Annotated in this window: 16 protein-coding genes; 14 read left to right on the forward strand and 2 right to left on the reverse strand. The window is 45.4% G+C overall.

Annotated elements, in window-relative coordinates; all coding sequences use genetic code 11:
* Positions 1-10: 10 nt before the first annotated feature.
* Genes SULKU_RS03160 through SULKU_RS03190 form a run of 7 tightly spaced genes read left to right on the forward strand, consistent with a single transcriptional unit; the run spans position 11 to position 6352 of the window.
* Complete coding sequence (locus SULKU_RS03160) at positions 11-454, forward strand: MarR family winged helix-turn-helix transcriptional regulator (protein WP_013459489.1); 444 nt, start codon at positions 11-13, stop codon at positions 452-454.
* 31 nt (positions 455-485) lie between these two features.
* Entirely contained in the window at positions 486-794 is a 309-nt protein-coding gene (locus SULKU_RS03165; protein ID WP_013459490.1) for a tetratricopeptide repeat protein, read from the forward strand.
* Between the two features lie 41 nt (positions 795-835).
* On the forward strand, positions 836-2266 hold the full coding sequence (locus SULKU_RS03170; protein WP_041666728.1) for an efflux transporter outer membrane subunit: 1431 nt from the start codon (positions 836-838) through the stop codon (positions 2264-2266).
* Positions 2253-4397: an FUSC family protein gene (locus tag SULKU_RS03175; protein ID WP_013459492.1), complete on the forward strand. Its 2145-nt coding sequence runs from the start codon at positions 2253-2255 to the stop codon at positions 4395-4397. Before SULKU_RS03170 ends, SULKU_RS03175 begins: the two co-directional genes overlap by 14 nt.
* On the forward strand, positions 4388-4588 hold the full coding sequence (locus SULKU_RS03180) for a DUF1656 domain-containing protein (RefSeq protein WP_013459493.1): 201 nt from the start codon (positions 4388-4390) through the stop codon (positions 4586-4588). The genes SULKU_RS03175 and SULKU_RS03180 overlap by 10 nt, the downstream gene beginning before the upstream one ends.
* A gap of 9 nt (positions 4589-4597) precedes the next feature.
* Positions 4598-5482, forward strand: a complete 885-nt coding sequence (locus tag SULKU_RS03185; RefSeq protein ID WP_013459494.1) for an efflux RND transporter periplasmic adaptor subunit — start codon at positions 4598-4600, stop codon at positions 5480-5482.
* Positions 5483-5509: 27 nt separating this feature from the next.
* Positions 5510-6352, forward strand: a complete 843-nt coding sequence (locus SULKU_RS03190; protein ID WP_013459495.1) for a peptidylprolyl isomerase — start codon at positions 5510-5512, stop codon at positions 6350-6352.
* Positions 6353-6393: 41 nt separating this feature from the next.
* Here the strand turns inward: SULKU_RS03190 and fbaA are convergent, their stop codons facing one another.
* Positions 6394-7476 carry a class II fructose-bisphosphate aldolase gene (gene fbaA / locus SULKU_RS03195; protein ID WP_013459496.1) on the reverse strand — a complete coding sequence of 361 codons (1083 nt, stop codon included), beginning with the start codon at positions 7474-7476 and terminating at the stop codon, positions 6394-6396.
* Positions 7477-7526: 50 nt separating this feature from the next.
* Between fbaA and SULKU_RS14215 the strand changes: the two genes are divergently transcribed.
* Positions 7527-8930, forward strand: coding sequence for a M23 family metallopeptidase (locus tag SULKU_RS14215; protein ID WP_013459497.1), 1404 nt, complete (start codon positions 7527-7529; stop codon positions 8928-8930).
* A 41-nt stretch (positions 8931-8971) separates the two neighbouring features.
* Positions 8972-10558 (forward strand): methyl-accepting chemotaxis protein, encoded by a 1587-nt coding sequence (locus SULKU_RS03205; RefSeq protein WP_013459498.1) that lies wholly within the window; start codon positions 8972-8974, stop codon positions 10556-10558.
* Here the strand turns inward: SULKU_RS03205 and SULKU_RS03210 are convergent.
* Positions 10548-10856 carry a cupin domain-containing protein gene (locus tag SULKU_RS03210; RefSeq protein WP_013459499.1) on the reverse strand — a complete coding sequence of 103 codons (309 nt, stop codon included), beginning with the start codon at positions 10854-10856 and terminating at the stop codon, positions 10548-10550. The genes SULKU_RS03205 and SULKU_RS03210 overlap by 11 nt on opposite strands.
* 62 nt (positions 10857-10918) lie before the next feature.
* Here SULKU_RS03210 and SULKU_RS03215 point away from each other — a divergent pair, with 62 nt between their 5' ends.
* The 5 genes from SULKU_RS03215 (at position 10919) to nrfD (ending at position 14913) form a co-directional block, all read left to right on the forward strand.
* Entirely contained in the window at positions 10919-11425 is a 507-nt protein-coding gene (locus SULKU_RS03215) for a shikimate kinase (protein WP_013459500.1), read from the forward strand.
* A gap of 1 nt (position 11426) precedes the next feature.
* Entirely contained in the window at positions 11427-11840 is a 414-nt protein-coding gene (locus SULKU_RS03220) for a thioredoxin family protein (RefSeq protein WP_013459501.1), read from the forward strand.
* 12 nt (positions 11841-11852) lie between these two features.
* Complete coding sequence (hisD, locus tag SULKU_RS03225; RefSeq protein ID WP_013459502.1) at positions 11853-13145, forward strand: histidinol dehydrogenase; 1293 nt, start codon at positions 11853-11855, stop codon at positions 13143-13145.
* A gap of 233 nt (positions 13146-13378) precedes the next feature.
* Positions 13379-14014, forward strand: coding sequence for a 4Fe-4S dicluster domain-containing protein (locus tag SULKU_RS03230; protein ID WP_013459503.1), 636 nt, complete (start codon positions 13379-13381; stop codon positions 14012-14014).
* Positions 14014-14913: an NrfD/PsrC family molybdoenzyme membrane anchor subunit gene (nrfD, locus tag SULKU_RS03235; RefSeq protein ID WP_013459504.1), complete on the forward strand. Its 900-nt coding sequence runs from the start codon at positions 14014-14016 to the stop codon at positions 14911-14913. Before SULKU_RS03230 ends, nrfD begins: the two co-directional genes overlap by 1 nt.
* Positions 14914-14920 lie beyond the last annotated feature (7 nt).

The raw sequence follows: 14920 nt of genomic DNA on the forward strand, positions 1-14920 counted from the left end.
AAGGAGCACTATGGGGTTTGAATCTGACAAGTCGATAGGATTTCTTATCGCTAAAGCACGCAATACCCTGAAGAATGAATTCGAAAAAGAGTTGAAACCGTATTCGCTTTCATATGCTCATCGGGTTATTTTAATCCGGCTGAGTGAAAAAGAGGGATTGACACAAAAAGAGTTGGCGCAAGACACCTATTTCGAGCAATCAAATTTAACATTGATGCTCAATAGGCTTGAGCTGAAAGGGTTGGTCAAGCGTTCCGCAAAAGAGAACGATCGCAGGGCCTATATCGTTACGATCACGCCTGCGGGGAAGAGGCTTCGGGAAACACTTGTCCAGATGGGTGAAGATGTAATGGATAGGGCACTGAGGGGGTTAAGCGGTGAGCAAAAAGAGGCATTGTCTTATATGCTCCAGATTATCTATGAGAATTTGAAAACCAGCACGTCTCATGGTTAAATTTTAATGAATGTACAGGAGAAATAGAATTATGAAAAAGTTATCTACAGTTATGGTTTGTCTCGTTATGGCCGGAGGTATGTCATCGTGTTTTGCCGATGCTTATCAAGAGGGTGAAAACGCCTTAAAAAACAATGTCTATTCTGACGCGGCGGCTTTATTTGAAAAAGCGTGCAACAGCGGAAATGCTCAAGGGTGTTTCCAACTCGGCGCTCTTTATGAAAAAGGGGACGGAGTCGTGCAAAACAAGTATAAAGCGGTTGTACTCTATGCACAAGCCTGTAACGGCGGTGAATCGCACGGTTGCAGCAATATGGCTATGACATACGATACGCCTTGATCCATTTTCCGGTGAGTAAAAATAAATCTAAAGTGTTCATCATGCAACCGAAAATATTGATCACAGCCTGCCTCTCTTTGTTATTGCTGAGCGGCTGTGTCCCTAAGATGGATAAAGCCGTTCCGCTCTCTGATATGACTATCAATGCTGATCTGGAGAAAATGAGCAGAGACTTTGACGATGAGAGACTCGTACGCGACTGGTGGAAAATGTACGGCGATGAGCAGCTCAATGGTATCATAGAAGAGGCTCTTGCCAAAGCACCGAGCATACAAAGCCTCGAAGCGAAATTTGCACAAGCCAATACCATCATCCAATCGGTTGAATCACGAAATCTGCCGCATCTTTCCGCAAATGCCAGTGTTATCCGTGAACGCTTCAGTGAAAATCATATCTTTCCGCCGCCCTTGGGCGGCGGTACGTATACGCAATATCAGCCTGAATTGATGCTGGAGTATGATTTCGATTTTTGGAATGAGCGCAGTTCACACATTTCTGCCGCAAAAAATACCGCTTTGGCGCAAAGAGCGACCATTGAAGCATCCAAAATTGCGCTGAGCAGTGCGTTATGCGAGACCTATATCGCATGGCATTACGAGGAACAGAAGCTGAGTATATTAAATGCGTTGGATCGGACAACACGCGAAGAGCTTAAGATTGTGGAAAAACAATACGCTTTGGGGCTGATTGACGCGATAGCCCTGAACGATAAAAAAAGTGCACAAATGCAGATTGCCCAACGGATGGAGGAACTGAAACGTTCCATTGAAGGGAAAAAAGAGGCCATATGTGTTTTGGGTGGATTTCTCCCCTCATACGCAGAGACCCTCAGAACTCCGACTATCAAGCATGGATTCAACCTCCCTTTACCTAAAGAGGTGATGCTCAATCTTGTCGCGCATCGCTCTGACGTCGCAATAGCGAAATACACGGCACTCAGCAAAAGCTATACGATTGAGCAGACAAAAGCACAGTTTTATCCGAATATCAGCCTTTCAGGACTTATCGGATTTACGTCGTTTAACTGGTCAAAATTGATGGATCATTCGTCGTACTCTCCATCGGCAGGGATCGCGGTGTCTCTTCCCCTTTTGGATTGGGGGATGCGAAAAGCAAACCTGCAAAACAGTGTCAGCGATTACAACGCTTCCGTGTATGAATACAATCAGGCCGTCATCAAAGCGGCTAATGAAGTCGTTGTATTGTTGAAACAAACGAAGCTGATCCAATCGCAACTGCAGTTACATGATCGTGAAATGAATGCAAAAAAAGGGAATGAAACCATTGAGTGTAAAAAACTTTTCCTAGGATTGAGTGACAAGTTACCCTATCTTTCGGCTAAAAAAACAGTCTATGAAGGGGAAATGGATACCCTCTCTTTGAATGAAACAAAGTCGTTGATTCAAATTAATCTGATCAAGGCATTGGGCGGCGGTTACGTCCTGAAAGAAGATAAAAATGCAAGTCGATAGTGCATTTATTAGCACATTTAAAAGTTTTCCATGGCAGCGGACGCTGTACGAATGGCTTACGATCGATGCTCCGGTTGTCATCTATATGGCAAAAGTGATCATGGCGGCATTATTGGCGTTATGGATATCCATGAAGCTGAATCTGCCTGATCCGAGAACGGCGATTTTTACGGTATTTATCGTCATGCAGCCTCAAAGCGGCCTGGTCTTTTCCAAAAGCTATTATCGTGTTTTGGGGACGATTGCGGGTGTAGGAATGTCATTGGTGATCATGGGGATGTTTTCCCAGGATCCGGTATGGTTTATCTCCTTTGTCGCCCTTTGGATCGGATTGACAACGGCGGCGGGATTCAAATACCGCAATTTTCAATCCTACGGATTCGTTTTGGCCGGATATACGATGTGTATCGTTGCTTTGCCGGTGATCGAGACCCCGCTGGAAATATTTGATATTGCGGTATCGCGCTTTTCCGAAGTGGTCGTCGGGATTATGAGTGCCACCGTAATCAGTGACGTCGTTTTTCCCCGTCGGTTATTGGATTCGCTGATTTCCAGCGAGCAGGAACGTTTTCAAAATGTCCTCTCGACCCTCTCCGATCCGGAATCGGTATTTGCGGCATTTGATGAAAAAAATCCGGCAGTGACACGGTTTTCCAGCGGGGTGGTCGGATTGAACGCCGTTCGTATCAACAGCAGTTTTGAAAGCAAAAGTGATCAGAAAGAGCGACAGCATTACGGCCATCTCAACCATGAGTATATGAATCTTTCCACGACGTTCCGCTCATTGAAAAGTATCGTCGCCTCCATCAAAGAGAGCGAAAAAACAGAGTTATTGGAAGCATTGGAACATCTCTATGAACCTATTTCGGCAGCATTAAAAAACCGTCCGAATACCGTAGTGACTCCTGAGGATTTGAGTCGGGTATTGACGGAACTGTTTGAAGCCAAAGCCGGCGTGAAAAAGCAATATGAGCTGGAAAAAATTATGTTTGAAGGAGAAGATAAGTTTACCTCCGGCGCTTATCTGATTAGCCGGCTATTAAATGAACTTTATAATCACTGTGCAACCTATCTTTCGCTTTTGAAACACCGTTTATCGGGAAATGCAACTCGGGAGCTTAGCCGGACGGTTCGGTTTTCAACCCACACGGATAATGTACTGGTAGGGCTTGCGGCTTTGCGCGGAAGCGGCGTATTGCTTTTGACGATGATGTTTTGGATTTGGACCGCATGGCCCTTTGCAACACTGAGTATTACTATGGCGGTGGTCATCGGATTGTTGCTGGGGACGATGCCCAGCCCTCTGGACGGGGTAAAAGATTTTTTTAAAGGGGCCGTTGTCGCACTTGTATTTGCGGGGGTGTATGATTTTTTCATTATTCCAGCCTATACATCGGATCTTTTGACTCTGGGACTGCTGCTTTCTCCAACGCTGGCTTTTATCGGGTGGATGACGACGAGGCCGAAACTGCCCGTATTTACATTCGGATTCGTCTTTATGTTTATGAGCCAATGTGCGCTGGATACGTATTACAAAATAGAACCGACCAAATTTTTGGAAAGCTCTCTGGCCGCTTTAATCGGAATAGTGTTCGGCGGACTGGCCTATATTGTTGTTAATTTTTGGTCGTGTTCTCTGACACAGCGGCGCGTTGCCAAGATTTTGCGCCGTCAAATCGTACGTCTGTGTGTCGGAGCTTTGAATGTAGAGCGCAGTGCGCTCGAGAGTACGGGGCGTGATCTTGTTCAGCAGTTTTCTACGCAGGGGAGGCTGAATATGCGCTCCAGCCGCCTCGTTTACGAATGGCTCCTTACGACACTTGAAATCGGACGGGCGATTTTAGCTATTCGGCGAAGTATCCAGCGTCTTTATGCCCACAATCGCCATCCCCGTATTTCCGATGCGTTGGAATCGATTAAAAGCTATTTTGAGGGACCGACCGATGTGCGTAGAGAATTTCTGTTGAGAGAATTAAAAGAGACGATAGCGATACTTCGCAGTTCTGATCGACCCAATGAAAAAGTGCAGTTTAAACGGTTCGAGAGTTTAATCACCGAGTTGGCTCTGATACGTACGGTACTGCTTCATTCGACAACTTTTCCGCTTGCAAAGGAGGATTCATGCCGTTAGATATAACATTGTTCGGTATTCAGATGCCGACCTTGCTGCCGATTTTCGTTGCTGCGGCCGTTGTTCAGATTCTGCTGGATCGTGTGATGTCGGACGGCGGTTTGTACAATCATGTCTGGCACCCCGGACTGTTTCGCACGGCAGTGTTCGTTTGTCTGTTCTGTACACCGTGTTTACTGATTTATCGTTAAGGATTTGAAATGAATAAAAATAAGTTTTCGAAGCTTTTACGCTTTGTTATTACCTTTTCCGTCGTATCTCTGGCGGTATTCTTGGGAATCTTGTTATGGGATAACTATATGAACAGCGCATGGACGCGCGACGGCCGTGTGCGTGCCGATGTCGTGATGGTCGCGCCGGATGTCGGGGGATTGGTAAGCCGTGTCGCCGTCATCGATAATCAGTTCGTCCGTAAAGGTGACCTTTTATATCAAATTGATGACGTCCGTTTTCATCATGCGCTAACTGCGGCAGAGGCGATCGCACAAACACGAAAAGCCGAATATGAGATGAAAAAGCACCAATCCGCACGTCGAAGCGCGGCAGACAATGAGACAGTATCGGCGGAGAACCGTGACGATGCTCTTTATGATGCAGAGGTCGCCCGTGCAAAATACGAAGAGGCGATAGCTCTGGTAGAGACGGAAAAACTCAATGTCGAACGCTCGGCTGTGCGTGCACCGTGTGACGGATGGGTCTCCAATCTGCTTCTGCGCAAGGGGGATTACGTTCAGGCCGGAGAAAAGCGTATGGCAATGATCACCCAAGGTTCTTTTTGGGTTTACGGCTATTTTGAAGAGCATAAGCTCTCGTTGATCCATGTCGGGGACAAAGCCGAAATGAAAATGCTGGGGACAAAATTTGTGGTGAAAGGGCATGTAGAGAGTATCGCCAGAGGGATTAGCGACCGGGATAACACTACCGACGGACGGTTGTTGGCCAACGTCAATCCGATTTTTACTTGGGTTCGTCTGGCTCAGCGTATTCCGGTACGTATCCATATCGACAAGATTCCTAATGGGATGGAACTCTCAGCCGGGATGACCTGCTCGGTGAGTATTTTCCCGAATAAATCAGGACACTGAAGAACCTTTAAAGGGTAAAGGATTGTTATGAAGCGATATTATGCCGCTTGGATTATGGGTCTATTGTTGGGTTCAATCTCAGCATCAGCCGCCGTTTTAGCAACGGTTAACGGAGACGAGATAACTTCGGATGAGGTTAATAAAGTATTGATAGAAGGGACACAGGGGAGGCTTGATTCTCTTAGTCCCGATAAACAAAATGAATTGCGCCATCGTATTATCGAAGGGATGATTGTTCAAAATCTGATTTATGATGATGCACAAAAAACGGGAATATTGGATTCAAAAGAGTATAAACAAGAACTTGAAACGACAATAGATCGTTTAAAAGTACAGCTTGCGGCAAAAGTGTGGGAACAAGAGCAGTTTGATGCGATCAAAGTGGACGCAAAAGAGGTAAAAGCCTACTTTGATACGAATCCGAATGAATTTATCGACAAAGAAAAAATTCATGCACGCCATATTTTGGTACGAAGTAAAACCCAGGCGCAATCGATTATTGCCAGTATGAAAACGCTCAGCGGGGATCGGCTTAAAAAAGAGTTCATGGCTCAAGCCAAGTTGTTTTCGATCGGTCCCAGTGCCGCAAGAGGAGGGGATCTCGGATATTTTCCGCGCGGACAGATGGTAGCCTCATTTAACGATGCCGCGTTTGCTCTGAAAACAGGGACGGTATCTTCGATTCCGGTACAAAGTCAGTTCGGATATCATGTCATCTACGTCGAAGATAGAAAACCGGCTAAAAAAATGGGGTTTGATGCGGTGAAAAGCTTTATAGAACAGCGGTTGAAAATGGATAAATTTAAAGAGACGATGGAGAAAAAAATGGCGGCGCTCCATGAAAAAGCGAAAATCACCTATTCAAAATAATGATTTTATCCTGAAGGAAGGGGATTTCTCCCCTTAGCGTTTTAGTTTCTATTTATGGCGTTCAAATCGTCAAAGGCTGATTTTACCCGTGCAATCAATGTCTCTTGACCGCTGCGGAGCCATTTGCGCGGGTCATAATATTTTTTGTTCGGTTTATCATCGCCCTCAGGATTTCCGATTTGTCCTTGGAGGTAAGCTTTGTATTTTTCATAATAGTCTTTTACCCCTTCCCAGGTTGCCCACTGGGTATCGGTATCGATGTTCATTTTGATGACGCCGTAGCTGATCGCTTCGCGGATCTCTGCGTGAGTAGATCCTGAACCGCCGTGGAAAACGAAGTTGACCGGTTTATCTGAAGCGGTTTGGAATTTTTCTTTGATGTATTTTTGGGAGTTATTGAGGATGATCGGGGTGAGGACGACGTTACCCGGCTTGTAGACGCCGTGGACATTTCCGAACGATGCGGCGATAGTGAAACGCTCACTTACCGCGCTGAGTCTCTCATACGCATAGGCGACGTCTTCAGGCTGTGTGTAGAGAAGGGCGTTATCGATACTGCTGTTATCGACACCGTCTTCTTCTCCTCCGGTAACACCGAGTTCGATCTCTAAGGTCATACCGATTTTATCCATCCGCTTCATGTAAAGGGCACAGGTTGCGACATTCTCTTCGAGTGACTCTTCGGAAAGATCGAGCATGTGAGAACTGAAAAGAGGTTTGCCGTACTGAGCGAAGTGTTTTTCCCCCGCATCGAGAAGGGCATCGATCCACGGAAGAAGTTTGCGTGCGGCATGATCCGTATGGAGGATGACCGGGATGCCGTAGGCTTCGGCCATCATATGAACGTGCATTGCTCCGCTGATCGCTCCGGCGATTGCCGCTTTTTCATCCGCGTTGCTGAGCCCTTTTCCGGCGAAATAGCTTGCCCCGCCGTTGGAGAACTGGATAATGACGGGAGAATTGACCAGTTTGGCAGCTTCGAGGACACCGTTGATCGAATCGGTGTTGACTACGTTGACCGCAGGAAGGGCAAAACCTTCAGCTTTTGCGATTTCAAAGAGTTTTTGAACATCATCTCCGAAAATCACTCCCGGTTTTATCACATCTAAGATTTTTACAGACATCACTTTTACCCCACTGTTAAAATAGACGATATTATAGCCTTAGAGGAATAATGTTAGAATTAAAAAAAATGGAGACAGTTTTGATGCGTATCGGCGTTTTGATCGGGATCGGTTACGGAGTGCTTTTGGCCGCGCCTGCTCCGCTGATATTCGACACCCTTGCCGCACCGCTCCAAAAAAGTACCGCATCGATTGAGAAATTGAGTCAGAAACCGGTTATGGAGCCTAATAAAAATTTATTGTACGGTTTTTTGAACGGAGTTGAATCAACGCTCAGTACAGGGCGTAAACTTACCGCTGCCAAAGAGGTGGACAAAGAGCTGTTAAGGGCCTATCTCAAAGATCTGAGGGAACTTTCAAAGACCAAAGAGTCCATCGATATGCTTTATCGCAAGTCGTTAAATACCGCAATGTCGCAGAGTGATAAAAAAGGGTTCGAGGATTTGGTTTCCGTCCCGCTGGAGCCGATCCATCATCCCCGAATCCGTTCCGAAGTTATTGCGTTTTACCAAAAAAATTATCCGAACCATTCCATCAAAAGCGTTGAAGCGTTATGCGATGAACAGGAACTGGAGGAAAAAAGCATCCAGTTCGCGATTGAACAGGAGCAGGCTTATGAAGAACATTTGCGGATTTTAAAACGCTCGGAAGTCTCCGGAGTCAAAAAAACGGCCCAAATCGGTTCCCGCAACAGCGTCATTTTGAGTGCGGAGTCCAATGGTGCCGGAGGGTATGAATTTGAGGCTGAAAATCTAAATCCCTATACAGTTACGCTGAACATCGATTTTGAGTCGCTTGTAAATTTAAAGCCCTCTGCCAATGTTCCTCTTTTTATTGAAATACCGGGAAGAAGCAAAAAGAGAGTCTTGGAACTCTCCCGTATTGCATCGGCGGAGTCCATAAATTATCGCTCTTCGTACGGTTGGGTCAGAGGATCGGCATTTGCGATCCATCAAGACAGCTATCTGTATAAACTCCCATTTCTGAAAGGAAGCGAGGTGTATGTTTCCCAAGGATACAACGGAGAATCGACACATAAAGGGCTCTCGGCTTATGCCGTTGATTTCCCCGTCCCGGTCGGCACGCCGATTTATGCGGCGCGTGAAGGAATTGTCGTTGGGTCGGAGGGGCGAAATAATATCGGGGGGGCAAATCCGGGATATCGGCAATACGCAAATTACGTGATCATTGAACACAGTGACGGGACCATGGGTAATTATTACCATTTGAAGCAGGGGGGAAATGTCGCCGTTATCGGTCAAAAAGTGGCAAAAGGGGAACTTATCGGTTATTCGGGAAATACGGGATACAGCAGCGGTCCGCATCTTCATTTCAGTGTCAGCAAAGTGGATCCGGTTTCGATGCGCCGACCGATGAATTTGCCGATAAAAATGGAAACGGCTGACAAAATTGTAAGTCTTCCTCATAGAGGAGATCGATATACGGTACAATAGTTGCTTTAATATTTCTAGATTATATAACAAAGGCCGTTAGAATGTTTAATACCGTCAAATCAAAAATCATTTTTACGACATTGCTTTTCAGCTTTTTGGGATTGGGTACCATCTACTGGTATTTGACCACAACGTTTCATGATTTTTCGAATGAAACGGCCAAACGTTCTTTGAATATGCTGAGTGAATCTATTTTTCAAACCTTATCTGGGAGTATGCTCGCAGGTGATCCGGCTGTTGTAAATGAGGCGATCAAGCATGCTCAGGAAATTGACGGTATTGAAAATCTCAAAGTTCAAAAGTCGCAGCAGGTGATCGATTTATTCGGTTTGGATGAGAAATTCAGTGATGAACCGATGGTTCAGGAAGTCTTTAAAACGAAAAAACCCCAAGTGATTGAAAGCACGAACGGCACCCATACTATCCGGCTCCTTCAGCCTCTTATAGCGGAAGATCGATGTATCGCCTGCCACACCAATATCCAAGTCGGTGAAGCGATCGGCGTTATGGATCTGATCATTTCATTGGAAAAAAATGATGCTGAAATCAACAAAACCCAGACGATTTTATTAATCGCGTTAAGTGTCGTTGTTATTATTTTTGTCTCTGTCCTCAATATTTTCTTCGGAAAAGAGGTATTAACACCTCTAGAAGGGCTGCGCCAGCGTATCGGCGCTTTGGTCAGCGGGGACAAAGATTTGACCAAGCGTCTGGATGCGACGAAAAAAGACGAATTCTCCGATGCGGCATTGGCAGTGAATAATTTTGTTGCGATGGTGCAGGAAACGGTCAACGAAGTCAAAGACCTAGGACGTCAAAATTCGATGATTGCCACCACTATTACCGAAGCGACACGCACGATTTCAGACGGTGTAGATCAAGAACGCCATATTGTTGAAGCGACAACCCAAAAAAGTCATTCGATTAAAGATATCCTCTCCGGCGCGATTGCGGTATCAGAAGAGACACAGCGCAATGTGGCTAATGCCAACGGGGAGCTGTTGACTGCGAAAGATGCGCTATCCAAATTGGTTGGAGAAGTAGAGGGGTATATTGAAACGGAACACGAAATGTCTGCTCAGCTCCTCTCTTTACGGCATGATGCGGATCAGGTTAAAAATGTGTTGGGAGTAATTAAAGACATTGCCGATCAAACCAATCTTTTAGCCCTCAATGCGGCCATAGAAGCGGCACGTGCCGGCGAACACGGGCGCGGATTTGCCGTTGTAGCCGATGAGGTACGCAAGCTTGCCGAACGAACCCAAAAAAGTTTGACCGAAATTGAAATCAGTGTCGGTACGATTGTTCAATCGATTAACGATGTCAGCGATAAAATGGGCGAGAATGCCAGAAATATGAATGATCTGACGACAATTTCAAATGAAGTTGAGGAAAAAATATCCTCTACTTCTTTGGAAATGGAACGTTCTGTCACGGTTGCGGAACGCTCCTATAACGATTCGGTAGAAGTGGTGGGACATATCGAGTGGATTATTGATAAAATTTCGGAAATCAATACCGTTTCCGAAGGAAATCAAAAAAGTGTCGATCAGATTCAAAATGATTCTGCACAGCTGATGCACGTTGCTCAATCACTTTCTGCCCGTATTAACGAGTTTAAGAGCTAAAAATCCCCAGCCATAGGGCATTTTTCGATGTTGAAAGTACCCTGTGCGGGGTATGCTTCGGGATAAAGCAGTAGTCACCGTTTTTTAAGTCGAAAGTTTGATTGTCTATTTCGAGCTTCGCTTCTCCGCTCAGGAGCAACACCCACTCATCCTGCTCTTGATTGTAGTGTTCGCCGGGATCTTTCAGCCATGAACGGATGGATTCGATTTTTAGGGAATCATTTTGAAACAGGGTTGAAAAAAGTTCCGAATTTTCATTAGGTTCTTCTTTTAAATAGAGGTTTTGAACATGAGTCAAGAAGCACTCCTAAGTTAATGCGTGATATTATTGCGTCATTATAATCCAACAGTAGAGAATTTATGAAAAACATTATTCTGATCGGTTTTATGGGAGTCGGAAAAGGCTCAGTCGCACGTGAAATAGTAAAACTCTCCGATTTGGTTGCTTTGGATACGGATGATATTATTGAAAGCATGGAAAATCGCACGATCAAAAAGATTTTTGCACAAGAGGGAGAAGAATATTTTCGTGCCTTGGAACGTAAAGTCGCACTCTGGCTTCAAAAAGAGGTAAAAGGGACCCTTATCTCAACCGGAGGGGGATTTTTTAAAGTTCCGAATCTTTCTAAAATCGGTACGGTTGTTTATTTGTCAGCCCCGTTTGAAACCATTTATAATAGAATATTAGCCCATCCGAATGCCGAAAAAAAACTTCGTAAACGTCCTTTGTTTCAAGATATTGAAAAAGCGCGAAAGCTGTATGATGAACGCTCAGTCCTTTACAAAAAAGCGGCTGATATTGTTATTGATGTCAGTGACAAAGATATTCCCGAAGTAGCCAAAGAGATACTTAAAAAGGCCAAATAGCATGAAAAAAATTATTTTTACCCTTTTAGTTTTGACGTTTTCACTCTTCGGAGCGGACATCAAATGGGAAAAGGATATCGTCTCTGCCGTTGATCGAGCCGCGAAAGAGAAAAAGCCGCTTATGGTGTTAGTGACGAAAAACGGCTGTCGATGGTGTGAAGTTTTAAAAGAAAAAACGTTGAAGACACCTAAAGTCGTTTCGATCGTCAATCATGATTTTGTCGCATACGAGGGAGTCGTCGACGAGGGGACGGTTCCGCCGTCTTTGATGACGCAGGGAACTCCGGCAACATGGTTTATCAAAGGGAAATCGCCGATGTTTGAACCGATTATGGGGGCGGTAGAGAGTGAAGACTTTCTAAAAGCGCTTGATATCGTCAAGCAAGAGTATAAAAAAAGTGCGACGCAAAAGTAAAAAGGACAATCAATGACCCTGATTAATACAAATGAACCCAACTTTAAATCTGTTTTTGACGAGCTGCTGGGGCGCGGCAAAATGGACATGGAACACGTCTCCTCTATCGTCAAAGGGCTGATTGATGAGATTCGTTCAGACGGAGATTCCGCCTTGATGACCCATATTGCGAAATTTGACCGATGGAGTCCGTCAAACGGTGCAGAGCTGCGTATTGACGCTGCAGACATGAAACGCGCATACGAGGCATTGGATCCGACACTCAAAGCCTCTTTGCATTTAGCGTATGACCGTATTCGCACGTATCATGAAAAACAGCTTCCGAAAAGTTGGTTCGATACCGAAGCCAACGGAACGATATTGGGGCAAAAAGTCACTCCGGTCGATCGTGCCGGCCTTTATATCCCCGGAGGGAAAGCGGCATATCCGAGTTCATTGCTGATGAATGTTATTCCTGCCCAAGTAGCGGGTGTTGAACACATCGTCGTAACGACACCGACTCCGGATAATGAACCCAACGAGCTTTTATTGGCGGCGTGCCATTTGTGCGGTGTTACCGAAGTGTTCAAGGTGGGCGGAGCGAGCGCGATTGCAGCCATGGCATACGGTACGGAAACGATTCCGAAAGTCGATGTCATTACCGGACCGGGTAATATTTTCGTGGCAACGGCGAAAAAAATGGTATTCGGAGAGGTCAATATCGATATGATCGCCGGACCCAGCGAAATCGGTGTATTAGCAGACGATTCGGCTAATCCGTCCCATATTGCCATTGATTTGCTTTCTCAGGCTGAACACGATGAGATGGCAAGCTCTATCTTGATCACGCCGTCTCAAAAATTTGCGGAAGCGTGTGCGGCAGAGGTTGAAGTCTGGCTCAAAAAACTTCCGAGAGAAGAGATCGCCCGCAAATCGATCGACGAGCGTGCCGCTATCATCGTGACGTCGTCGATGGAAGAAGCGGTAAAATTTATGAACGAGATTGCACCGGAGCATTTGGAAGTAGCGACTGATAACCCTTTCGCATTGCTCCCCTCTATCAAACATGCCGGAGCGATTTTCTTGGGTCACTATACTCCTGAAGCGATCGGTGACTATGTTGCAGGACCGAATCATACTCTTCCGACCGGAGGGACGGCGAAGTTCTATTCTCCGCTCGGTGTTGAGAACTTTATGAAAAAATCTTCGATTATTTCCTTTTCCCGCCAAGCGATCAACGAAATCGGCGAAGCGTGTGCACTTATCGCACATACCGAAGGTCTTGGTGCTCACGAAGCCTCTGTCCGCTGTCGATTAGACGTCTAAATATTAACCTTTATAAAACTCTCTAATAATGAGAGTTTATTTTTACAAACGGTAACATATCAAAAAGTTATAGCAAAATTGATTTTACATTTAGGATCGGTTTACACAAATTTAGCTATTATCGATCCAGCAGTAATGCCGTTTAATGCCTGTAATCACGGCATCAAATAAAGATTATTCATGTGACTTATGACATGAATGGCAGCAACGTGAATCAGGAATAAGGAGAATATATGCAGTTAGGTTTCTTGGTAGACCTTCGCCTATGTATGGGGTGTAAGGGCTGTGAGATTGCGTGTAAAGTGGAAAATGAAGTTCCCCTTTCTACATGGCGTCTACGTGTCAAATATGTCGATGTGGGGACATTTCCCGAAACGAAACGGACGTTTACACCGCTTCGCTGTAACCACTGCGCCAATGCGCCGTGTGAGCGAATTTGTCCGGTAAGTGCACTTCACTACATCGAAAATGGAATCGTTAATATCGATAAAGAGCGCTGTATCGGGTGTGCCGGGTGTGTTATGGCGTGTCCGTACGGTGCGATCTATATCGATCCGCAAACACAAACGGCCGATAAATGTACCTATTGTGCACACCGTGTTGCAAGTGCTATGATGCCATCATGTGTCGTAGCATGTCCGGTAGAGGCAAATATCTTCGGTGACTTGGATGATCCGATGTCGAATATCAGTAAATATATTCAGTCCCATCAAGGGAACGTTCAAGTACGCAAACCGGAAAAAGGGACTGATCCACACCACTTCTACGTAGGCGGCGGCAATGTAACACTTAATCCGTTGGCATCGTTCCGCGGTGAAGGCCACAACCTTTTCAATAATCTTAAACATCTCCCGATTGGAGGGCACTGATGGTACACGAAACAATAGCGGCAACAAACGCGGTTGTAACTCTTGACGTTGCTCTTCCGGGAATCGTATGGGGTTGGATCATAACGATGAATATGTGGGCGAAAAGTATCGGTACCGGTATTATTTTCCTCGGCTTTTTCTTGTTGAAAAAATATCCGGAGCAAACAGGATTTATCCGTTTCCCGATAGCGGCAATTTCGATTGTATTTATTCATATTTTCTTATTTTTTACCGTTATCGATTTACATCAAATGTTCCGTTTTTGGCACATTTTCTTTTATCCTCATCTGACATCGGCGATTACGATCGGTGCATGGATGGCGACAGGATTTGTCGGATTGCTGTTCGGCATGGCGTATGCGATCTATATGAAAAAAGATGAAGCGCTATACGATAAGTTGCTCGGATGGACTGTTCTTCTGGCTGTTCCGGTAACGTTGTATACGGCGGGTCTTATGGCGCAATCAACAGCGCGTGAATTGTGGCAGATGCCGACCGAATCGGCGCAAATGATTTTGGCCGCTTTGTTGGCCGGAACTTCGGCAATGATCCTTTTGGGCGGAAACAAATTTTCGGATACGATTAAAAAAGATCTTGCGATTATTTTGGGGCTTGCGGCAGCAGCGGCATTTATCCTCTATATGGCGGAACTTATTTTCGGCCCGATGAAAGCCGAAGAAGTTGCTGCGGTCTTGCATTATATTAAAGGCGGCGAGTACACAGTCATGTTCTGGATCGGTCAGGCTATGGCATTTATTGTACCGATGATCCTTGTATGCTTGAGTCTTAAAAACCAATCGTATTATTTGTTAAAAATCGCAGCCGTATCGGCATTAGTCGGTTTGTGGGTGAGCAAACACGTTTGGCTCGTTATCCCCCAATTGTTACCAATGAGCTAAAGAGGAT

Source organism: Sulfuricurvum kujiense DSM 16994, from assembly GCF_000183725.1.
Classification (GTDB): Bacteria; Campylobacterota; Campylobacteria; order Campylobacterales; family Sulfurimonadaceae; genus Sulfuricurvum; species Sulfuricurvum kujiense.

Coding starts and splice junctions, on each gene's coding strand:
- SULKU_RS03160 (WP_013459489.1), top strand. CDS start 11: ATGGGGTTTGAATCTGACAAGTCGATAGGATTTCTTATCGCTAAAGCA.
- SULKU_RS03165 (WP_013459490.1), top strand. CDS start 486: ATGAAAAAGTTATCTACAGTTATGGTTTGTCTCGTTATGGCCGGAGGT.
- SULKU_RS03170 (WP_041666728.1), top strand. CDS start 836: ATGCAACCGAAAATATTGATCACAGCCTGCCTCTCTTTGTTATTGCTG.
- SULKU_RS03175 (WP_013459492.1), top strand. CDS start 2,253: ATGCAAGTCGATAGTGCATTTATTAGCACATTTAAAAGTTTTCCATGG.
- SULKU_RS03180 (WP_013459493.1), top strand. CDS start 4,388: ATGCCGTTAGATATAACATTGTTCGGTATTCAGATGCCGACCTTGCTG.
- SULKU_RS03185 (WP_013459494.1), top strand. CDS start 4,598: ATGAATAAAAATAAGTTTTCGAAGCTTTTACGCTTTGTTATTACCTTT.
- SULKU_RS03190 (WP_013459495.1), top strand. CDS start 5,510: ATGAAGCGATATTATGCCGCTTGGATTATGGGTCTATTGTTGGGTTCA.
- fbaA (WP_013459496.1), bottom strand. CDS start 7,476: ATGTCTGTAAAAATCTTAGATGTGATAAAACCGGGAGTGATTTTCGGA.
- SULKU_RS14215 (WP_013459497.1), top strand. CDS start 7,527: ATGTTAGAATTAAAAAAAATGGAGACAGTTTTGATGCGTATCGGCGTT.
- SULKU_RS03205 (WP_013459498.1), top strand. CDS start 8,972: ATGTTTAATACCGTCAAATCAAAAATCATTTTTACGACATTGCTTTTC.
- SULKU_RS03215 (WP_013459500.1), top strand. CDS start 10,919: ATGAAAAACATTATTCTGATCGGTTTTATGGGAGTCGGAAAAGGCTCA.
- SULKU_RS03220 (WP_013459501.1), top strand. CDS start 11,427: ATGAAAAAAATTATTTTTACCCTTTTAGTTTTGACGTTTTCACTCTTC.
- hisD (WP_013459502.1), top strand. CDS start 11,853: ATGACCCTGATTAATACAAATGAACCCAACTTTAAATCTGTTTTTGAC.
- SULKU_RS03230 (WP_013459503.1), top strand. CDS start 13,379: ATGCAGTTAGGTTTCTTGGTAGACCTTCGCCTATGTATGGGGTGTAAG.
- nrfD (WP_013459504.1), top strand. CDS start 14,014: ATGGTACACGAAACAATAGCGGCAACAAACGCGGTTGTAACTCTTGAC.